Origin of the sequence: uncultured Novosphingobium sp. (assembly GCF_964277725.1) — a bacterium.
Classification (GTDB): domain Bacteria; phylum Pseudomonadota; class Alphaproteobacteria; order Sphingomonadales; family Sphingomonadaceae; genus Novosphingobium; species Novosphingobium fluoreni.
In genome coordinates this window covers 1-23,056 of sequence record NZ_CAXYKL010000191.1, presented here as the reverse complement: position 1 = coordinate 23,056, position 23,056 = coordinate 1, and the positions used below count along the sequence as shown (strand labels likewise).

9 protein-coding genes and 1 pseudogene are annotated in these 23,056 nt (G+C 64.6%); 9 read left to right on the top strand and 1 reads right to left on the bottom strand.

The annotated features are described in order from the left end of the window. Positions 1–200 (bottom strand): annotated as a pseudogene (locus ACHWRX_RS10685) (hypothetical protein); the annotation flags it as partial. A 348-nt stretch (positions 201–548) separates the two neighbouring features. Here ACHWRX_RS10685 and ACHWRX_RS10680 point away from each other — a divergent pair. From ACHWRX_RS10680 to ACHWRX_RS10640, 9 genes are all read left to right on the top strand, one after another. Then, entirely contained in the window at positions 549–1,310 is a 762-nt protein-coding gene (locus tag ACHWRX_RS10680) for an ImuA family protein (protein ID WP_193753333.1), read from the top strand. Beyond that, entirely contained in the window at positions 1,225–3,024 is a 1,800-nt protein-coding gene (locus ACHWRX_RS10675) for a Y-family DNA polymerase (RefSeq protein WP_394659184.1), read from the top strand. The genes ACHWRX_RS10680 and ACHWRX_RS10675 overlap by 86 nt, the downstream gene beginning before the upstream one ends. Continuing rightward, positions 3,021–6,344, top strand: coding sequence for an error-prone DNA polymerase (locus ACHWRX_RS10670; protein WP_394659183.1), 3,324 nt, complete (start codon positions 3,021–3,023; stop codon positions 6,342–6,344). The genes ACHWRX_RS10675 and ACHWRX_RS10670 overlap by 4 nt, the downstream gene beginning before the upstream one ends. Before the next feature lie 162 nt (positions 6,345–6,506). Next, positions 6,507–7,370, top strand: coding sequence for a hypothetical protein (locus ACHWRX_RS10665; protein WP_394659182.1), 864 nt, complete (start codon positions 6,507–6,509; stop codon positions 7,368–7,370). Positions 7,371–7,763: 393 nt separating this feature from the next. Beyond that, positions 7,764–9,506, top strand: coding sequence for a ShlB/FhaC/HecB family hemolysin secretion/activation protein (locus tag ACHWRX_RS10660; protein ID WP_394659181.1), 1,743 nt, complete (start codon positions 7,764–7,766; stop codon positions 9,504–9,506). A 5-nt stretch (positions 9,507–9,511) separates the two neighbouring features. Beyond that, a complete protein-coding gene (locus tag ACHWRX_RS10655; RefSeq protein WP_394659180.1) occupies positions 9,512–19,741 on the top strand; it encodes a hemagglutinin repeat-containing protein in 10,230 nt (3,409 codons plus the stop codon). Between the two features lie 149 nt (positions 19,742–19,890). Next, complete coding sequence (locus ACHWRX_RS10650; RefSeq protein WP_058738050.1) at positions 19,891–20,829, top strand: LysR family transcriptional regulator; 939 nt, start codon at positions 19,891–19,893, stop codon at positions 20,827–20,829. A gap of 280 nt (positions 20,830–21,109) precedes the next feature. Beyond that, positions 21,110–22,033: a sterol desaturase family protein gene (locus tag ACHWRX_RS10645; protein WP_394659179.1), complete on the top strand. Its 924-nt coding sequence runs from the start codon at positions 21,110–21,112 to the stop codon at positions 22,031–22,033. Next, positions 22,030–23,056: tetratricopeptide repeat protein (locus tag ACHWRX_RS10640; RefSeq protein ID WP_394659178.1), on the top strand; the 1,027-nt coding region annotated here is incomplete at its 3' end. The genes ACHWRX_RS10645 and ACHWRX_RS10640, both read left to right, overlap by 4 nt.

Genomic DNA, 23,056 nt, shown 5'->3' with positions numbered 1-23,056 from the left:
AACGTGATGAACGCGTTATCGCCTTTGTCGTGGATTTCCGGGAGACGGCCGCCAAACGCTGTGTTGCGATCGCCGTCGAAGCCTTGCAGCACCCCGTCCTTGACCTCCGCAGCGATCCGCAGATCCTTGCCGACTGCGTGATCGTACAGCCCTGCCACCTTCTGGTGGGAGAGGCCGGCGAAAGTGGCGGCGGCGATCAAGGCGCGAGTGTGTGGTTTCATGCCCCCCATTTGGCACCGGCAACGGCATCGGATCAAGCGCCGGGGTACTGAAAGAGGCGGCGTCATCCGCAATCATTGAGCGAATCGGTCCATAACGGCAAAGCTTGTTCCAAGCATTCAGGCCAGGATGTGGGCCATCACCAAGTCAGCAGCTCATAGGGCCCTTCCCATGGGGAATCGTGTAGCGCAGCCGCAAAAATTTCCGGGCTAACCGCGGATAAGATGGGAGGAAAGCCGATCCACAGGTCTTTCGGGGACCTTGACCCGGCAGCGACATTGAGCGAACATAAAGAGAACAAACGAGTCTCTGTCATGTCTGTCGCCCCCATGCCTGCCATCAAAGCCAAACGTCCTTTGGATATTGCGGAATTAAAGTCGCTTGCATCCCTGACCGGAAACCAGCGAAGCCTGTCATTCGGGATCCGGGCGCTTGATGAAGGGCTGGCAGGAGGTGGGTTGCGGGCTGGGGCGCTGCACGAGGTATCGGCGGCCAGTTGTGCGCTGGTGGACGATGCGGCGGCGACGCTCTTCATCGCCGGGATCGCCGCGCGGGAGGCTTTGGCAACGGGGGCTCCGGTGCTGTGGGCCAGTTGCCGCAACGATCTTTATGCGCCCGGCGTGGCGCAGGCGGGTTTGCCGGCGGCAAGCGTGATCCACGTGCAGCCGCGCGATGACAAAGCGCTGCTGGCGGTGATCGAGGATGCGGTGCGCGATGGCACGCCCTGCGTGGTGATCGCGGAGGTGCGCAGGATATCCATGGTGGCGGGGCGCAGGCTCCAGCTGGCATCGGCGGAAGCGGATTTGCCGATCCTGCTGCTGCGCCAGCGCCGCCAGCGGGAGCGCGATCCGCTGGAGGAGCCGTCCGCCGCCTGGACGCGGTGGCGGATCGCCAGTGCGCCGTCGCTGCCGGTAGAGGCGGCCGGCGTCGGGCGCCCGCAATGGCAGGTTGAGCTGGCGCGCCAGCGTGGCGGCGAACCCTTTTCCCTGATCCTGGAGGGCTGCGATGAGACGGGTCGTCTCGCTGTTCCTGCCGCATCTGCCGATCGAGCGGTTGCTGCGGTGGGAACGGCCCGCCAGGCTGCAGCCTGATTCTCTAGCCCTTGCGCTTCCGGTCGACGCGCTTCCGGTCGATGCTGATCCGGGTGCCTGCTCGGTCCCGCGCGGCGGTGGCTGGCGGCCGGGTGCGCGCTGGGCAAGGGCTGAGCCATCTTCGCGCGAAGAGATGCAGCAGCAGATCGATGCCCTGCCCCGCCATGCGCAGCCTGCCATGCGGGAACTGGGGCGCAGATCGGAAGCGGCGGATCATCCGTTCAAGCGCGTCGCCACGATTGTGCCGGCACAGCGGTATCGCACAGGCGTATCCCATCAGGAGCCGATGGCGGTGGTGGGCAAGGTCGGCCGGCGCGAGCAGGTCGTTGCCGTATCTCCTGCCGCGCTGATGCTGGGTATCTACATCGGCATGGCCGCCACGCATGCGCGGGCGCTGGTATCCGACCTCGATCTTCGCCCCGCCGAGCCGGAGGCCGATGCCCAACTTCTGGACCGCTTGGCGCTGCTGGCGGTGCGGCGTTGGTCACCGATTGCCGCGGTTGCGCCGCCTGATGGCCTGTGGCTGGACCTGACGGGGTGTGCGCACCTCCATGGCGGTGAGGGGCGCTTCTGCCAGCGTTTGCTGCGCTTCTGCCGTCGGGCTGGTTTCACCGCTCGGGTGGCGATTGCCGATACCCCGGGTGCGGCGCATGCGCTGGCGCGGTTCGGGCCGGATGATCTGACGATCGTGACATCGGGCGACACGGTACGAGCACTGGCGCCGTTGCCGGTTGCGGCGTTGCGCCTCGAACAAGCCGCGTTGATCGCCGCACGCCGCTTTGGCTTCGAGACGGTGGCGGACCTGCTTCCCGTTGCTCGCGGGCCATTGGCGCGCCGCCTGGGCTTGCTCGCGATTCAGCGGCTGGACCAGGCGTTGGGCGCGGTGGCGGAGCCGATCACGCCGCATAGCGATCCGGCTATGCCGATGGTTGAACGCCGATTGCTGGAGCCGATCCGTACCGCCGAGGCGATCGGGCAAGTCATGGCCGATCTGCTTGATGACCTGGTGCTGGTACTGCAAGCGCGCGGCCTTGGCGCGCGGGCATTGCGGCTGGTGGCCTTGCGTGTCGATGGCGGGGAGCAGATGGTCGCGATCGGCACATCGCGCCCCAGCCGCGATGCTGCGCATTTGCTGCGGCTGCTGAAGCTGAGGATCGAGCGGATCGACCCCGGTCTGGGGCTGGAGCAGTTCCGCCTTGTCGCCCCGCATACCGAGCCGCTGGGCGCGGTCGATCTGGGCCAGGCCCTGGCGGGAGAGACGCCCGTGCGTGATCCTGCCAGGCTGGTGGACGTGGTGGCGGGGCGTATTGGCGAAGAGGCGGTCTATCGGATCGCGCCGGTTGCCAGTCATGTGCCGGAGCGGGCAGTTCGGCGAGTCAGTCCGATCGCGGTGCCGGGCGGCTGGCCGAAATGGCAACGCCCGGTGCGCCTGTTCGCCAAGCCGGAGCCGCTCTGGAGCGTGATGGCGCTGCTACCCGATCAGCCGCCCCGACGCTTCGAGTGGCGCGGCCAGACGCATAAGGTCGTTGCCGGTGATGGTCCCGAACGCATCCATGGCGAGTGGTGGCGACGCGACCAGGAAGTGTGGGCGGTGCGCGATTACTTCCGGATCGAGGATGCGGACGGCGGGCGCTACTGGGTATTCCGGCGTGGTGATGGCGTGGACAATGCCACGGGCGATCTTTCCTGGTGGATCCATGGCATTTTCGCATGAGCGGTTATGTCGAACTTCAGATGCTCACGCATTTCTCCCTATTGCGCGGGGCATCCTCGCCCGAGGAGTTGTTTTCCGCTGCCGCGCTGCTGGGTTACCCGGCGTTGGGTGTCAGCGATATCGGCACGGTGGCGGGCGTCGTTCGTGCCTGGGAAGCCCAGAAGGCGACAGGCGTGCGCTCCATCGCCGGTGCGCGGGTGGACCTGACTTGCGGGCGGCGGCTTATCCTCTATCCCACCGATCGCCCCGCATGGTCGCGGCTGACACGCCTGCTCACGCTGGGCAAGCGGCGTGCTTCTACACCCCTGGATGGGGAAGCTGCCGCCGCCAAACGCCGTGCCGGTAAAGGCAGGTGTGAATTGCACTGGCCCGATCTTGCGGCCTGGTCCGAAGGTATGGTTGCGATCCTGCTTCCCCATGAAGCGGATGATGCCAACAAGATCGCCCTGGCAGACCTCAAGGCAGTCTATGGTCCGCGCGCGCATATGGCTTTGTTTCAGCGCCGTCGCCCGGACGACGCGGTACGCATCGCCGCTCTGGCGGAGCAGGCGCGCGAGAGCCGTGTGCGCGCGGTGGTGACGGGGGACGTGCTCTACCATGCCCCCGAAGCGCGGCTGCTGCAGGATGTCGTCACCGCCGTGCGAGAGAAGTGCACAGTGGACGAACTGGGCTATCGGCGTGAGGTGAATGCCGATCGCGCGTTGAAATCGCCCGAGGACATGGCACGTCGCTTCGCCGACTATCCCGATGCCCTGCAAGCCAGTGTCGATATCGCGCAAGATTGCAAGTTCGACCTGGGTGAGCTGGCCTACCAGTATCCGCACGAACGGGTAATCGCGGGGCTTACAGCGCAGGAGGCACTGGAAAAGCTCACCATGGAAGCCTTGGCGCGCAAGTTTCCGGATGGCGCGCCACCGAAGTACATCCAGCAGATCGATCACGAACTGAGCCTGATCGCGCAATTGGGCTACGCGCCTTACTTCCTCACCGTCCATTCGATCGTGCAGGAGGCGCGCCGACGGGGCATTCTGTGCCAGGGCCGTGGATCGGCGGCAAATTCCTGTGTCTGCTATATGCTGGAAGTCACCTCGATCGATCCGATAAAGCACGAATTGCTGTTCGAGCGCTTCGTCTCGGGCGAGCGGCGCGAGCCGCCCGATATCGACGTCGATTTTGAGCATGAGCGGCGCGAGGAGATCATCCAGTGGATCTACGACACGTATGGCCGCGATCGCGCGGCGCTGACCGCTGTCGTCACCCGCTATCGCGCGCGCGGGGCGGTGCGCGATGTGGGCAAGGCGCTGGGGCTGCCCGAGGATCTGACATCTTCGCTGGCCGGGATGGTCTGGGGCTGGTCGGCCGAGGGCGTAGGCGAAAAGCAGGTGTCAGAGCTCAATCTCGATATCGCTGACCGTCGCCTGCGCCTGACTCTGGACCTGGCGCGCAAGCTGATCGGCGTGCCGCGCCATATGAGCCAGCATCCCGGCGGCTTCGTCCTCACGCATGACCGGCTGGACGATCTCGTCCCGATCGAGCCCGCGGCGATGGAAAATCGCCAGATCATCGAGTGGGACAAAGATGATATCGATGCGCTGAAGTTCATGAAGGTGGACGTGCTGGGGCTGGGCATGCTGGGCTGCATGAACCGTGCTTTCAACTTGCTGGAGGAAGCCAAGGGCCTGCGCGTCGGTATGGCGGACTTGCAGGACGATGATCCCGACGTGTTCGCGATGATCCAGAAGGCGGATACGCTGGGCACCTTCCAGATCGAAAGTCGTGCGCAGATGTCGATGCTGCCGCGCATGAAGCCACGCGAATTCTATGACATCGTGATCCAGGTGGCGATCGTGCGCCCCGGGCCGATTCAGGGCGACATGGTCCACCCCTACCTGCGCCGGCGTGAGGGGCTGGAAACGGCCATATATCCCAGGCCGGAACTGGAGGCCGTGCTGAAGAAGACGCTGGGCGTGCCATTGTTTCAGGAGCAGGCGATGAAGGTGGCGATCGTCGGCGCGGGCTTTACCCCGGCCGAGGCCGATGCCCTGCGCCGATCGATGGCGACGTTCAAGTTCACCGGCGGCGTTTCTAAGTTCGCGGAAAAGCTGGTCGAAGGCATGGTCGCCAATGGCTATCCGCGCGATTTTGCCGAACGCACGTTCAAGCAGTTGGAGGGGTTTGGTTCCTATGGCTTTCCCGAAAGCCACGCCGCCAGCTTCGCCAAGATCGCCTATGCCTCGGCCTGGATGAAGCATCATCATCCCGACGTGTTCTGCGCCGCCTTGATGAACGCGCAGCCGATGGGCTTCTACGCGCCTGCCCAGATCGTGCGGGACGCGCGCGAGCATGGCGTGGAAGTGCGCCCGCCCTGCGTCAACGCCAGCCGGTGGGACTGCACGCTGGAGCCCGGCGGCAAGCGCTACCTCGCCGTTCGGCTGGGTCTGGGCCAGATACGCGGACTCTCGAATGGTGATGGGGCCAAGATCGTGGGGGCCCGCGGCGAGGTACCCTTCGCATCGGTGGACGATGTTTGGCGCCGATCGGGCGTGCCGCGCGCCGCGATCGAGAAACTGGCGGAAGCCGACGCGTTTCATGCCTTTGGCGCGGACCGGCGGCAGGGTCTGTGGAAGGTGAAGGGCCTGGGCGAAGCGCCGCTGCCGCTGTTCGCTGCGGCCGATCGCGCGGCGCAGATCCGCAGCGCGGAAGGTATCGAGCCCGACGTCATCTTGCGCCCGCTATCCGACGGGCGCGAGGTGATCGAGGATTATCGCGCGCTACAGCTTTCCCTGCGGGCCCATCCGCTTACGTTCCTGCGTGATGAGCTGACGCGGCAGGGCATCACGCGTTGCGGTGATCTGGCCACGATCCGCGATGGCCGCCACGTCCAGGTGGCGGGGATCATCCTGGTGCGCCAGAAGCCGGGCAGCGCCAAGGGCGTGCTGTTCATCACCATCGAGGATGAAACCGGCGTCGCCAATGGCATCTTGTGGCCCCATCGTTTCGAAGCGCAGCGCCGCACCGTCATGTCCGCCTCGATGATCGGCATGAAGGGGCGGGTGCAGAAGGAAGGCGAAGTGATCCACGTCATCTGTGATCGGATCATCGATCATGGCCCCTTGCTGCATCGTGTGGGTGAGATGTCTTTCCCCCACATCACCGGCCGCGGCGATGGCGCGCGCCATGGCGGCTCTCCCGATCGCGGAGATCCGGGCTACGGCCAAAGCGATTGGAAGCCGGCCCCGCGCAATTGCTATTGGCCGCCCCATGCCGAGGGGTTGGACCCCGAAGACGTCGTCCGCTTCAAATCGCACGACTTCCGGTGAAATTCTTGTCGTAGGTATGCACCTGCGGACACCGCCGCCATCCGGGGCTTGCCGGGAAACGCTGGCCTCCATAAGGGCGGCTCCAAGCACGAAAGTCACGCCTTGCAACGCCTTCCGTACCGGGCGACTGCCGGGAATGTCGTTGCGGGAGAGGGCAAGCCGGTGCCAAATCAACTCGTGTCGGACGCGCGGCGTCTGGCCCTTCATCCCAAATTCCCCCAAGCGGTGCAGACCTATTGCGTTGAGCTGGCGCGTCTGCGGGAAGCGCCGTGGCTGCTGAACGCGCTGATCGCCACCGAAGCGCGTTGGCGCATCATCGGCTACCTGCTATACCTCGCCTCCGACACCGAGCGCTTTGGGCCACAAGGCGGGGCGACGTACGGGCGGATGCTGGATTTGTGCACGCAGAGGCAAGAAGTGAAGCCGCGCGTGTTGAAGACTTTGCTGGGGCTGCTGAAGTTTTCAGGCGTGGTGACGGTCGTGCCGGACGCGCAGGACCGCAGGATTGGCTATTACCGGACGACTCCCAAGTTCGACGGCTTCACCAAAGCGTGGCTGACCTATGCCGCCACCGCGCTGGACCTGCTGGAACCGAAATTGGAACGCCAAAGCTATCTGGACGATCCCGCGTTCGCGATCCGATTCAACGTTTCGGGCGGGCGCGCGCACTTGTCCGACGAGATACCGCTGGTGGATCGCATGCCGCAGCCGCTGGCGGACCTGAACGTCATGTCCGGCAGTTTTTCTATCATCGTCGGCGTGATGGAGGCGGACACCAGCGGCCTGCCGCCGCCATCGCGCGCGGGGCTGGCCTCCCGCTTCGGCCTCTCACGCGGGCAAGTGCTCAACATTATCAAGGCGGGCGTGAGCCTGGGGCTTTTCCAGGCGGGCAAATCCAGCGTCGGGCCGACGCCGCTGTTGCGGGAGGTTTTCCATCAGTGGGTCTCGATTGAACTGGCGTTCTACGCCCGCCACTTGCGCCCACCACATGAGCCGCTGCCGCCGGTCTGCGATCATTTGCTTTGAGGCAGCCGAAGCCGTGTCGATACCGATGTGTCCGTTTCAGCCGATCAGGTGCGATTTTGCCAATCCCCACGCGGAGTAGGCATGATAATGGCCACTCAAGGGCAAAACAGCACCGGAACGACTTGATCGGACGGGCGAGTTGCTATGATCGGAAAGATAAAGCCGCTTTACGGGTAACGCCGGAGTAAACGTTTAAAAGTGAACATAGCTGTATTTGCGTCGTACGGGATCAATGTCGTTTTAGATATTGCTTTGTTTCCGCTACGGAAATACTGGATAAGTAATGCCCGTATCAAAAATGCGGGGGTATTTGGGGCGGCACGGGGGTGCCGGTAGGGAACGGCAATGATTATCCGTCTATCGAAGGCGAGCTGCACGCGTGCGCGCAGCCGAATGAGCGCGCGTTGTTATATCCAGGCTGCCATGCTGGTGTTCGTCGGAGTGGTGACGCCCGGAACGCCCGCCTATGCCCAAGCGCAACCGCAGCCACAGGTTCCGCCCGGTGCGCAAGGCGTGATCCAGGAGAACGAGCGCATCCAACGCGAACTCGAGTCGCGCCGGTTGCAGCAGCTCCAGCGCGACCGGGAGAGCGCCCGCCCGCCCACGACGATCGAGGTGCCCGAGCCTACGGTCAGCGCCGGGGGCGCAGCGAATGCGGTTTGCCGCGATATTAAGGTGATCTCGATAGACGGCGCGCGACTGCTTTCGCGCGGCATCGAGAATCGGCTGGCGCGACCCTATCTCGGCCGCTGCCTTACTGTCAGTGACATCGAGCACCTGCTGGGTGACATCACCAAGGCCTATATCGATCGCGGCCGCGCCACCGCCCGCGCCTACTTGCCGGAACAGGACCTTAGTTCGGGCGAGTTGCGCGTCACCGTGCTGGAAGGCCGGATCGGTGCGCTGAAGCTGAACGGGCGGGGCGTCAACCTGGGTGGGGCCTTCCCCTATCAGGTGGGCCACGAGCTCAACCTGCGCAGTCTTGAGCAGGGGATCGACCAGATCAATCGCCTGCAATCGAACCATGCAACGCTCGACATCCGCCCCGGCGACGTGCCTGGCGAGAGCGTTGTCGTGGTCAGCAACCAGCCCACCCGGCGGATTTACGGCAATATCGCGGCGGATAACCTCGGCTCCCGCGCGACGGGGCGCTATCAGGGCGCCGTCACCGTGACCGGCGAGTCGCTGCTGGGCCTTAATGACCTGCTCAGCTTCACCCGCAGGCAGAGCGATCCGCTTAATTCAGACAAGACCCAGTCCAGCTCGGAGACGGCCTTCGCCTCGCTGCCTTACGGGCCGCTGACTTTCTCGGGCGGCTACACGGTCTCGCGCTATCGCACCGACATCTCCACATTGTCCGGCACGTCGATCCGGCTGACGGGCAATACCAAGAACGCCTATGGCAGCATCGACTGGGCAGCCTATCGTAACCGTACCGACCAGCTGCACCTGCTGGCGACCCTGACCTACAAGGATCAGCGCAGCTTCATTGATGGGCAGCTGCTCTCGGTCAGTTCGCGCAAGCTGTCGGTGCTGGACCTCGACGCCAGCTTCACCACCACGCGCCTGCCGGGCCTGATCACGCTGGGCTTTGGCTATTCGCATGGCCTGACCGCCTTCGATGCCCTGCGCGATATGCCGAACTTGCCCGATGGCGCGCCGCGTGCGCAGTTCGACAAGTTCCGCATCTCCGCAGCGTACTTCAACTCGGTCAACCTTGGCCGCCAGCGCGTCGACCTCTCGTCGGTGTTCGCCGCGCAGCTGACGGGGGACACGCTCTACGGTTCCGAGCAGTTCGCCGTCGGCGGTGTCTATTCCGTGCGGGGTTTTCGTGAGACTACGCTGGCGAACGACAAGGGCTTCTACCTGCGCAACGAGGTTTCCGCCCCGATGCAGGTGGGCAGCGCCTTCAACCGCCCGGTGACGCTCAAGCCCTATTTCGGCCTCGACGTCGGCCGGGCGACCGGCAACGCCGCGGGTACGCCGCGCGGCACGCTAGTGGGTGCGGCGCTAGGCAGTTCGCTGATCATCGGTCCGGCATTCTTCGATGTATTCGTGGCGCGGCGGCTGGAAGGGCCCCGCTTTCTCGACCGAGAGGGCTTGCAGCTCTTCGGCCGCCTCTCGGTTAGGATTTGACGCAAATGGCTCGCTTCCGGAAAACAAACCTCGCCTTCAAGCGCAAGCTTGCCCGCTTCCTGCTCGTCACCACCTCGTTGTGCGTGCCGGCGCTGGCAGCGGCGCAAGTCGTCGCGGGTGACGCTGCAACGCAGGTCTATACCGCGCCCAACGGCGTCACCGTGGTGGACATCGCCCGCGCCAATGCGGACGGGCTGTCGCACAACCGGTTCGAGCAATACAGCGTGCCGACCAACGGCGTGGTGCTGAACAACGGCAACCGCGACGTGCTGAACCGCCAGTCGCAACTGGCCGGGTCGGTGACGGCGAACTTCAATCTCGACAAGGAAGCGCGGGTCATCCTGAACGAGGTCACCGGGGCTAACCGGTCGATCCTGGCAGGCTACACCGAGGTCGTGGGCAGCACGGCCGACGTCTTCGTCGCCAACCCTTATGGCATCACCTGCAACGGCTGCGGCTTCATCAACGCGCCGAACGTCACGCTGACGACCGGGCGGCCGAACATCGACGGCAACGGCCATCTGGGCGGCTTCTCGGTAACCGGTGGTGATATCCTGATCACCGGCAAGGGCCTCAACGCCACCGCGCAGGACTATCTCGCGCTTGTCGCGCGCAGCGTGAAGATCGACGGCCAGATCAATGCCAAGACGATGGACGTCGTCACCGGCGCGAACGACTGGAACAGCGACGAGCTGGTCGTCACCGCCAAGCGGGCGACGGACGCCGCGCCGGAATACGCCATCGATTCCACCGTGCTGGGCGGCATGTACGCCAACCGCATCCGCCTGATCGCTACCGAAGCGGGTGTGGGCGTGCGAGCCCTGGGCGATGTCGCGGCTTCCGGTTCCGACTTTACGCTGGATGCAGCCGGCAGGGTCGTGCTGGCGGGCAAGATCTCCGCCGCCAACGATGTGAGGGTGAACACCAGCGGCGCGGGCATCACGCTGCAGCAGGCCTCCCTCACCGCCACGCGCGATGTCGCGCTGGCGAGTGGCGCGGGGACAGCGGCGCTGCAGGGCGGCGCGCTGGTCGCCGGGCGGGACCTCTCGATCAAGGCTGCCGCACTCACGGACGATGCGGTCGCCACCACGGTGGCGGACCAGAACCGCCGCCTCGCTACCGGCGCACTGACGATCGACACCAGCGGTGCGGCTACGATCGGTGCGGTCAGCTATGGCGCCAAGACCGCCAGCCTGACCAGCGGCGGCGACCTGGCGGCAAACGGGGCGACGCTCTACAGCGGTTCCACCCTAGCGTTGGGCAGCGGCGGGGCGATGGCCCTGAACGCCTCCTCGGTGCGCGCCGCCTCGGGTTTGACCGTCACGGTCAAAGGCGTCCTCTCCACCACGGCGGGAGCGAACCAGGGCCTGGTCGCAGATACCGGCGCGGTGACGATCAATGCCGGCGGCTTGAACAATGGCGGCACGATCTCCGCCGATGCGGGTGACGTGTCGCTGACATCGTCGGCGGCAGTGACCAACTCGGGCACGATCCACGCGGCCCAAGGGCTGACCATCGGCGGCGCGACCGGGCGGGTCGATCTGCGCAACGACGGTAGCGTGCTGGCAGGCGGCACCGCCACCATCACTGCCGCCACCCTGACCAACAACGGGCTAGTGCAATCCGCCATTGGGGGCGCGGTGACCGCCGATGCGCTCACCAACGCCAAGACGGTGACGCTGGGTAGCGCATCAGGTGATGGCACGATCACCGCGGCCACGGTGACCAACGCTGCTGGCGCGACTGTGCAATCCGCCGGAGCGCTCAGCGTCAACGGACTGACTGCGCTCGACAATTCGGGCGTCATGCTCGCAGGTTCGGCGCTGTCCCTGAACGGTAGCGGCACTCTCAGCAACCGTCAGGCGGGCACGCTTCAGGCGGGCACGACACTCACGGCATCGGGCGACACGCTCGATAACGCCGGGCTGGCGACGGCAAAGGGCGCGGCCACCGTGACGGTCGGCACGCTCACCAATAGCGGATCCGTGCTGTCGGCCAGCGACATCTCCGCCACCGCCGCCACCTTGACCAATACCGGCAAGCTGGTCGCCGACGGCAAGGCCATTGTCAACGCAGGCAGTGCGGTGAACTCGGGCACGATCCAGTCCGTCACCGACCTTGCCGGCAATATCGGCACCAAGCTCGACAACACCGGCCAAGTCATCGCCGGGGGTGCCTTGAACCTGAAGGCGTCGGGGCCGACGTCTTACGAACTGGTCAACGGCACGGGTGCGTTCCTGCAGAGCAAGGGCGCTCTGTCTGCCTCGGGTCTCAGCGCGCTGACCAACTCGGGAACGCTCGCCAGCGGCACTACGCTGGACATCGGCGTTGCCAGCTTCACCAACACCACTGGAGCGAAGGTACAGGGCACCGGCGTCACCACTTTGAAGGTGGCTGGAGCGCTGTCGAACGAAGGGCAACTGATCGCCGGCTTCGATTCGACGGCCAGCGGCTCGGTCTTCGCCGGTAGCGTAAGCAACAGTGGAACCCTGCAGTCAGGCGGCGGTCTTGCCCTGGCGGTGGCGGAGAAGCTGAATAACACCGGGAAGCTCTTGGCGGGCGGAGCGCTGTCCGTCACGGCGGCCGATGGGGCGAAGGTGCTGGCGATCAGCAACGCCGACAACGCCTATATCCAGGGCGCGGGCGCGCTGACGATTGGCGGCACGACGGGCGGGCGCAACGTCACCCTGACGTCGCAACAAGGCTACGTCATCGCTGATAGCGCCACATTGACCACCGGCGCGATCAGCAACGACGGCGTCATCCAGACCACCAACGCGCTGACGATCGACAGCAACGCGCTCGTTTCGAACAATGGCACGATCCTGGGGCAGACCGCGCTCACGCTGGGTGCGGACAAGTTGGCCAACTCCGCCGCCGGAACCGTGCAAGGCAGCACCGGTGCGAAGGTGACGGTCCGCGAGTTGGACAACAAGGGCGCGCTGATCGGATCGCTGGGCACCGGCGGCAAGCTGGACGTTTCCGCTATGGCAGCGGCGAACAGCGGCACGATCCAGTCGGGCGGCGCGGCCGACCTGCTGGTTCGCGACACGCTGGATAATTCCGGCAAGCTCATCGGCGTGCAAAGCCTCTCCATCCAGGCGCGTAAAGCAGGTACGGCGCTGACACTGTCGAACGCTAGCAACGCCACGATCCAGTCGAGCGGAACGCTGACCATCGGGGACAGCACCCGCAACGTGAAATTGGGCAGCCAGGACGGCACCATCCTGGCGAAGACGGTCTCGGCCACGCTGGCCGGAAACGTCACCTCCAGCGGCTGGGTGCAGGCGGACGATACCCTCTCGTTCGATACCACCGGCAAGCTGACCAACACCGGCACCATCTACGCCAAGAACACCCTGACGCTGGCTTCCAGCGCGCTCAGCAACAAGACCGGCGCCCAAATCCAGGGATCGCGCGGCGGCACGCTGACTTCGTCGGGCGACATCAACAATGATGGCACCATCACGCTCGGCCTGGATGCGAACAGCGGCACAATCAACGCCCGCTCGCTGAGCAACAAGGGGACCTTGCAATCGATCAAGGACCTGATGCTGATCACCAGCGGCGGGGACGTGGACAACAGCGGCACTCTTTATGCCGGTGGCCGGATCATCGTGAAGGGCGCGGCGCCGACGGATGGCTTGCAGGTCCGCAACCGCCTGAACGCGGTCTTCCAGGCGGGCGATACGATCACGATCGGCGAGAAGGGCGGCAAGACCTCGCTCACCAACGAAGGCGGTTCGCTGATCGCTGACACGCTTACGATGTACGGCGACAAGGTCAACAACAGCGGTGCGATCCAGACGACACGCGATGGGCGCTTTACGCTGAGTGATACGTTCGACAACAGCGGAACCGTCCTGGTGCAGGGACAGCTGAAGCTAGCGGCCAGCAGCTTCGAGAATGAGGCGAAGGGCCAGATCGAAGCGGTCACGGGCAGTGAACTCACTGCCACCAGCTTCACGAATGATGGCGCGCTCTACCTCGCTTCTCAGGCGAACCGCGACGCGACCGTTAGCGCTGACAAGTTCACCAACTCAGGCACGATCGTCGGCAATGGCAATGTCACCCTGGCCATCGGCGGGACCTTGTCCAACACCAAGGACATTGCCGCTGCTGGCGATCTTAGGATCAAGCGGAACGGCACTGGCACGCTGAGCATCACCAATGCCTCGGGCGCGACCATGCAGGCCGACGGCACCTTGTCCATCAAGAACGACGGGTCGGCGCTGGTGCAGTTCGGCACGCAGGCCGGCACGCTATGGGGCGGCAGGTCGCTCGACCTGAGCATGGCCTCGCTGGTCAACGCCGGTACGCTGCGCAGTGATGCGGATGCCAACCTGACGTTCTCGGGCACGTTCACCAATCAGACCGGCAAAGTCCTCCTGGCGACGAGCGGCAAGGGCACCGGGACGATCACCGCCAACAGCATCGTCAACGGCAATATCCTGCAATCGCAGTCGAACCTGAAGCTGAACGTCGGCACCGGCGGGCTGCAGAACGACAAGACGATCCTGGCATCGAACGACCTCACCATCGCCGGCACGAGCAACTACGCGATCACCGGCACGGCTGGACGCTACCAATCCGGCGGGACACTGGTGATCTCGGGCGGCACCGCAGCGCTGACACTGGGCCTGAACAGCATCGTCTATGGCAAGACGATCAACCTCGATCTGCGCTCGCTCACCCTCGACGGCGACACCTCGGGCGATCCCATCGGTGGCGCGGTCGTGTCCGAGGGCGATATGACGCTCAAGACCGGCTCGCTGGCGATGAACGCGGTAAACGTGGCGATCATGGGCAACGTGCGGGCGCAGGGCGATGCGATCAACACCGGTAAGACGTCCATCACCGTGGCCGGGTCTATCTTCAACCCCGGCTTCATCTTCTCGGGCGCGCAACTGGCGCTGACCGGCACGAGCATCCTGAACTCGGGCGGCGGCGGCATCAACTCGCTCGGCAACGCGTCTCTCACGACGACGGCGGGCCATTTCGACAACTTCGGCGATATCTACAGCGCCAAAGACCTGAGCGTATCCGTTGGCGCGTATAATATCACCAACTCAAACGCCATCCGGACAGACGGTTCGATGACCTTCACCGCCGCCAAGTTCACCAACCTCTCGGACATCGCGGCGAAGGGCGACATCACCGTCGATGCGGCGATCTTCGAGAACACGATCGGCAATGATCCGCGCAATTTCGCCGGCGCCGAGGGGCAGAAGAACATGCCCGAGACGAGCAAGAACTATTATACGCTGAACGAGGGGGACAGCCCAGGCGACGTGCCAGTCGACGGCAGGCGCGGCGCCACCAATGAAGGCGACACGCGCTACTATCACGAAGGCACCTACACCACCGAAGATACCTTCAACGTTCCGCGCAGCAGCATCGTTCGGCCCAAGATGGTGGCGGACGGCACGCTGAGCATCGTCAACTTCCAGACCGCGACCAATTTCGGCGGCAGCCTCTCCGGTAACACATTCAAGCTTGACGGGGCGGGCAGCACATCGACCTTCACCAACGATGCAGTGGCCATCTACAAGTCGACGCGGACGGTGAAATACCAGGACTTCGACGATTGCGACGGTGCAGTCGGGCGCAATTGCATCCTGCACGGCAAGCTCGGGTATAGCGATACGGTGACGAAGCAGGAGTACGTCGATTCCATCGGTGCTTCGATCTACGCGGTGAACCTGGATGTTAAGGCCTTCAAGGTCATCAACATCGCCAGCGTCCTTTCCGCCGACAGTGGCGCGGCGCGCGGCACCACCGGCTCGGCCACGGACGCCACGGGCGCGACGGGCAACGCGGCCTCGCTGTCCGGCTTGAAGACCGTACTGGGCGGCACTTTGACGGGCGGCACGAACGGGATTGGCTCTGTCGGCGGCGCGACAGGCGCGGTCTCGATCGTGGGCGCGGACTTGCGTGATCTTGCGGCTGTGCAGCTTGCCGTTGCGACCAACGGCATCGGTGGAGCGACGACCGTGCAGGGTCTGGCGGCAGTGGCCTATCAGGGCGTCGTCATCACCCTGCCGACCAGCATTAACGGCCAATTCGTCACTTCGCGCGATCCTAGCGCGAGCTACCTCGTCGAGACCAACCCCCGTTTCGGCCTGGACGGCGCGGTCGGTTCCGACTTCATGGCGCAGCGCCTGGGCGTGAACCCGGACCTGCTGGTCCGCCGGCTCGGCGATGCGGCCTACGAGGCCTATCTGATCTCGCAGCAGGTTGCGGCGCAAGTCGGCACCGCCAAGCTGGTGCAGGCCGAAACCAGCGACGAGCAGGTCGCGCGGTTGATGATGAACGGCGTCGATGCCGCCACAGCGCTTGGCCTGACGTATGGCAAAGCGCTGACCCCAGAGCAGCAGGCCAAGCTGGGCACCGACATGGTGTGGATGGTGGAGACCGAGGTGGCGGGCCAGAAGGTCCTGGCGCCCGTCGTCTATCTCAGCGCCAAGACCAAGGCGATGTTCGAATCCGGTACCGCCACGATTCACGCCACGGATACCGCCAACTTCAACGTCGGCACACTGACCAACACTGGCGGCTCGATCGTGGGCGAAAAGGCGCTGAACGTCGATGCGACTGGCGACGTGCGCAACACCAGCGGCACGATGAGCGGCGGCAACGTCAGCGTTCGCAGCACCGGCGGCTCGATCATCAACGAGACTTACGCCTCGACCACCGGCACCGATGGAAACAAGGCGACTGTGATCGGCAAGACGGCCGGGATCACAGCTACTAACGGCCTCGCCCTGGATGCGGCGAAGGACATCACCGTGTCCGGCGCGATCGTCAGCGCGGGGACTGACGCCAGCTTGAAGGCCGGCAACAACATCACGTTCGGCACCGTGGACGACGTCAATTCCACCAGCCAGCGTGGCAAGGACAGCTACAGCACAAAGACCACGACGGACCAACTCGGCTCGACCCTGAGCGTGGGCGGTAATCTGTCAATGCAAAGCGGCGGCGACACCACCTTCAAGGCGAGCGACGCCAACGTGAAGGGCAATGCCGACGTGAAGACCGGCGGCGATTTCAACATCATCGCCGGGCAGAACAGCACCCAGACCCATGACGAAAACCAGACCAGCGGCGTGGGCGTTGGCGGCGGCGTCTACGGCACGTCCAAGACCACTACGGACGAGTTCCACGGCCGCAACGTCTCCTCGAATTTCAATGTCGGCGGCAATGCCAACATCGATTCCAAGGGCGATCTGACCGTCCAGGGTTCGAACGTGAACATCGGCGGCGACGCGAACGTGAAGGCCAGCTCGGTCAACATCCTGCAAGGCAACGATGTCGACACCAGCTCGTCCAAGACGGAGACCACGACTTATTTGAAGACCAGCGCCGACACCAAGAGCGGAGCGGGCACCAGCAAGGACGCCAAGGCCAGCGCCGGCGGCTACAGCGCGCAGGCCAGCGCCGAAGTGGGTGCCAAGGCGAAAAACGAAAACTCCGGCAACCTGGAGTTGATGAACCACACGACCGCGACCACGGACAAGGAAAGCAGCCGCGCCGTCGGCTCCACCTTCAACGTTGGGGGCAACGCCAACGTCAAAGCGGACAAGGACGTGACGCTGCAGGGTTCAGAGATGAACGTGGGCGGCAACGTCGCCGTGGATGCGCAGAACATCAACCTGCTGGCGGCCGAGAACAAGGAAACCAGCACGACCACCACGGATACGCACTCGGTTGGCTTCATGGTCGATAATGAGAATAAGGCAGAGGCCAAGGCCGGTGCATCGGCCTCGGCCAGCTTCACCGCGCAGGCACAGGCGGAGGCCAAGGGCGAGGCGGAGAGCGACACCAACATCGATCTTTACCGCAACACCCAGGAAACTGCGACCAGCAAGGACATCACCCACACCGGCTCCACCATCAAGTCGGGCGGAAACACGTCGCTGACCGCGTCCAACCAGATGACGGTTGAGGGATCCTCGGTCGATGCGGGCGGGGACCTCAATCTCAAGGCCAAGGACATGACCTTCAAGGAGGTCAACGATGTCCACGAGACCACCACCACCAAGCAGCAGACCGGCGCGGGCCTCTACGTCAACGGCAATGCCGAGGCCAAGGCCGGGGCGGAAGCGGGCATGACCGGGGCCAGCGCGGGCGCCAGCGCCGGTGCGGAAGGCAGCGCGGGCTTGCAGGTCTCGCACACGTCCAGCTCCAACACCGAAGGCTCCACCACGGCGGTCACCTCGTCGCTCAAGTCTGGCGGCAACATGACCCGCACGGCGGAGAACGGCATCACCGACGCGGGCACCGATGTCGAGGCGGGCGGCAACTTCAGCCAAACCGCCAAGACCTGGGACAGCAAGGCCGCGGCGGACACCACCTACTCCTCGTCCAGCGCGCAGTCCGACAAGGGCCGCATCGGCGCCTATGCCGATGCCGAGGCAGGCGCGACCGCGGGGGCCTCGGTCACCGGCAAGGGCACCGGCGCGGACGCCGACGCCAGCGTGGGCGTGAAGGCCAGCTACGAGCACGAGGACAGCAACAGCACCGCCAACTCCAGCACGGCGCGCACGTCCACGATCAAGTCGGGCGGCAGCTTCAGCAGCACCACCACCGACAAGACCTCGCTGGAGGGCACCAACATCCAGTCCGGCGGCGATGCCTCGCTGACGGCGGGATCGCTGGACTACACCGCCGCGCGCGACACCAGCAGCTCCACCAGCAATTCAAACAAGGGCACTGCCGAGGTGAAGGCGGGGATCAGCGCCACCAAGGCTGTTAAGGCCGAGGCTTCGGGCGGCTACGAAGGCAGCCAGGAGCAGGCCGAAAGCAGCAAGGCGGTCACCGGCGGCATCACCTCGGGCGGCAACCTCAATATCAAGACCACCAAGGGCGACGCCAACCTGGAGGGCACCAACCTCAACGCGGCAGGCGATGGCTCGATCGACAGCGCCGGGTCGGTGAACTTCACGGCCGCGCGTGACACCGCCTCCAGCAGCAAGACCACGGAGAACGCCTCGCTCGGCGTCTCGCTCAGCAAGGGCGGCGGCGGCGGCACCAGCGGCGGTGTCGAAGTGGGTGGCGGCTTCACCCATGAGGATGCCTCGTCCGACACGGCCAAGGTCGGCTCGTTCACCACGGGCGGCAACCAGTCGATCAAGGCCAAGAACGACGCCACGATCGAAGGCACCACCATCAAGTCGGGCGGCGATGCCTCGATCGATGCCGGCGGCGACTTGAAGATGAAGGCGGCCGAAAGCACCAACACGTCGCACTCTTACGGCGCGCAACTCAGCCTCAGCGGCGAAGCCAGCAAGAAGGACGAGGGCACCAAGAAGCCCGACGCCGCCAAGCCTGGTGCCGCCAACGATGGTAAGTGGCAGTCGGCCAAGCCCAACAAGGGCGACGGTGATACCGGCGGCGCCAAGCCCACCACCTCGAACGGGGGCGACGGCGGGACGTCCAATCCCAAGCCCACTCCCTCCAGCAGCGGTGACGGCGGCTCCGGCAAGGGCAGCACCACGGACGGCGGCGAGAAGCCCAAGCCGGTGATCGGCACGCGCGGCAACTCGAACGACGGCGGCTCGACCTCGGGCGAAGGTGGCAAGCCGACCAAGACCGACACCTCGAACCCGAAGCAGTCGGAAGGCTCAAAGGGCGATACGCCCGAGAAGCCCAAGCCGGTGATCGGCACGCGCGGCAACTCCAACGACGGTGGCACGCCTGCGAAGAGCGACACCTCGAACTCGAAGCACTCGGAAGGTGTGAAGAGCACTGTGCCGGACAAGCCCAAGGTCCCCGGGGCGCCGGTGAAGCAGACCGAATCCTCCACCGACGGCGCGCAGAAGCCCTCCGACAAGGCCGGCGGCACTAAGTCCGATGGCGGCTGGGTCTCTGCCCGCCCCAGCGCACTGGGACCTGAAGCGCCCAAGCCTGAGGAAAAGAAGCCCGAGGGGATCGAGAAGGGCGGCAGCGTGCAGGGTAGCGCGACTTACCAATCCACCACCACGACCAACTACACCGGCTCGGACGTCCAGACCGGTGGCGCCTTGACGGTGAATGCAGGCGGCAACGTCAATCAGGAGAACGTGAAGACCACGACCGGTGGCGGCTCGACCACTACGGCAGGCGGCACAATCACTACTGGTGAGCGCAAGGACACGACCACCACCACGGCAGGCGGCGCCAGCCTAGGTGTGAAGACGACGTCTGCGAATACCTCGACCGGAACCGCCGACAACGCGGGCCAGACGACGCCGTAACGGCAAAGTCTAACGAGCGGCGGAAGAGCGATGGTTTCTTCCGCCGCTCTCCGCCGTCGCGACGACAGGCGCAATTCTAGGCTGGCGAGCCGCGATCGCAGGTGGCATCTGTATGCCGCCATGCTTCATCGCCGTTCGCCACACCTGTCATGACAGACCGCAGTCCGCTTATCGACAATCGCTTTGCCAGTCGGGTGGACTGGAACCTGATGCGCACCTTTGTCGATATTGTGCGGGCCGGCGGCATCGGCGCGGCAGCGCGTCAACTGAACAAGCAGCAGCCCAGTATCAGCGCCGCACTCAAGCGGCTGGAAGAGCAGGTCGGCGCCACGCTGCTGCATCGCTCCGCCACGGGCGTGGAGATGACGGCGGCGGGCAAGGCGATGATGGCCTTGTGCGAAGATATGCTGGAAGCGGCCCGCCTGGTGCCGCACCAGATCGCGCAGGCCACCAAGCGCGTCGAGGGCTTCGTACGCATCCAGCTGGTGTCCGCGCTGGTCTCGCTGGAGTTCGACGAGGCGATCGCCAGTTTCCATCGCCGCCATCCCGAAATCCACATCGAGATCCGCGTGTCGCCATGGCGGCAGGTGTTGGATGCCCTGGAGCGGGGCGAAGTGGAGATCGGCGTCGGATATGATAGCGCGGTGCGCGCCAGCTTGGTCTATGAGCCGCTGTTTACGGAGCATCAGCAGCTTTACTGCGCGCGCAGTCATCCTTTGTTCGGATACCGCATCAGCCGCTTGAACGAGTTGAAGGACGAGGGCTTCGTTCTGACTGGCGAGGATGAGATCGAGACGATCACGCATCTGCGCCGCCGGTATCGCCTGGGCACCAAGGTGAATGGCCTGGCAGAGGATATCAACGAGGCCAAGCGGTTGATCCTGCATGGCGTCGGCGTCGGGTTCCTGCCCATCTTGTCGGCTCAGGAAGAGGTGGCTCGCGGGCGGCTATGGCCGATCCTCCAGCCCGAGGCTGAGCCGTCCTACGATATCTTCCTGCTCGCCCGGGCCGAGCCTTCGCGGGATACGGCGACGCAGCTGTTCCTCGACGAAGTGGTGCGCCGGATCCGCGCGCAGCGGAAGTCATAACGCCAATCTATGTCTTCCATCGAAAAATAGCGCCTGCCCGTATGGGGTTCGCTGGTCCAGATTTTGCGGATCAAAGCGAGGAACCCCATGGCACTGCGCCACCAGGCAATTACCGTTGAAGCCCAGCACCAGACGGCATGGCCTTTCGCCATAGCGGCATCCGCAGGTCGTCTGCTTCTGGAAGGCCTGCGAGCCCGTGCGGCCGCTCTAGAAACGTCGGGTTCCCGCCGTCCATCCTCGCCCGCGCCATGGGCGACCTGGTTTTTGCGGTAAGAACGCCATGCAAAACGCTCTTGCTAAACAATCTCTTGTCGATCTTCTGCCGCCGCTGATGGTAGCGCTTGTCGTGGCATTCTGGGCCTACGGTCCTGAGGCGCTTCTGAGCAGCCCCTGGACACTTATCGCCTTCTCCAGCGCGATCACCGCGATAGTTTTGGGGCTGGAATTTGTGTTTGAGCGACATGCCGGTTGGCGGATGGACAAGCAGGAATTCTTCACAGACCTGTTCTACGTCGTGCTCAGCGCCACGGTTATTGCATGGCTGACGCAGACACTGGCCGAAGACCCGCTAAAGGCGCTGAAGACATCGCTGGGGATCAGCACCCAGTGGGTCATACACATGCCGTGGCTGGCGCAAGTGGCGCTGGTGATCGTGATCCTGGAGTTCGGCCAGTATTGGATGCATCGCCTTATGCACAACGTTACGCCGTTCTGGCTGACCCACGCGCCGCATCACCACATCACGCAGTTGAATGCCGCGAAAGGCGCGGTGGGCAATCCGATCGAGCTGTTCCTGATCAGCCTGAGTGTTCTGGCGTTGTTCGATTTCGATAACACCGCCTTGTTCGCCGGCCTGAACGTATTGGGTGTTGTCTCCACCTTTGCTCACGCCAATGTCCGCGCCAATCCGCCGATCTGGTATTCATTCGTATTTACCACAATCCGCAATCACAGCTTGCATCACTCCACTGATTACGAAGCAACGCGCTGCAATTACGGCAATTCGCTGATCCTGCTGGACCGTATCTTCGGCACTTATCGCGAAGGCGAATCTGCGATCGTCGGGCAGGACGAGCGTCGTCGTCTCTCGATTGTGGAGCAGGCGTTGTTCCCCTTCCAGCCCCTGATCCAGCGCTACAAGGCGCGCAAGTCTGACCCAGGTGACGCGGCTGCCGGTACTATCGAGGAAGCCAGCCCCGCATGATCGGCAGCGCCACCCTCCCGATGAGCCCGGCGCGGCGTGCTCTGGTGCAGGGCGATCTGGGTGCAATCTCTCGCTTGGCGAGCGCCATGATCGCCGCTGATGCCGGGGATGCGGAAGGGCATTTCCTGCTCGGCCAGGCAGAGGCGGCGCAGGGCCGGGTGCAAGCAGCGATCGGACATCTCGGTCGGGCGGTCACGCTCGATCCACAAGGGGAATATCGCGCGCATCTAGCAAAGCTGTACACCTTGGTGCGGCGCGATGGCGACGCCGCAGCAACCTTGCGTGATGCCGAGGCGATGCCCCCGGCCGACGCGCTGAGCCGTGATACGATGGGCTGCGTCTACGCTCGGCTGGGCAATCATACTGCCGCGCTGGCGCACTTTGAAGAGGCGGTTCGGCTGGAGCCGGGCAGCACGGCTTTCCGCTTTAATCTGGCCACGACGCTCAACTTCCTGGGGCAAGTCGATGCGGCTGAGGCGGCGTTGAACGAACTGCTCGCGCTCTCACCGGCGGATGCCCGTGCGCACCACCTCCTCGCCGGATTGCGCAAGCAGACCGAGGCTGCCAACCACGTCGACAAGCTGATCGAAGTGCGCGAAGCGGCGCAGGATAGGCGCGATCGTCTGCTGCTCGGCTATGCCCTCACCAAGGAACTGGAAGACCTTGGCCGGGAGGATGAGGCGCTCGCTCGCCTGATCACCGTCAATGCCGAGCATCGCCGCGCGCTTCCTTACGATTTCACGCGTGATGCCGCTGTATTCGATGCCATCGAAGCAGCCTGGGCTCCTCAGCAAGTTTCGCCCGCCACCGCCGAATGCGCTGGAACGGAGCCGATCTTCGTGATCGGTATGCCGCGCACCGGCACCACACTGATCGATCGCATCGTGTCTTCACACCCCGACGTCGAAAGCGTGGGCGAATTGCAGGCGCTGCCCTTGGCGGTGAAGCAGGCATCGGGCACGCGCACCCGCACCGTGCTCGATCCCGAAACCGTTATGGCGGCGGCACGGGCCGACATGGCCG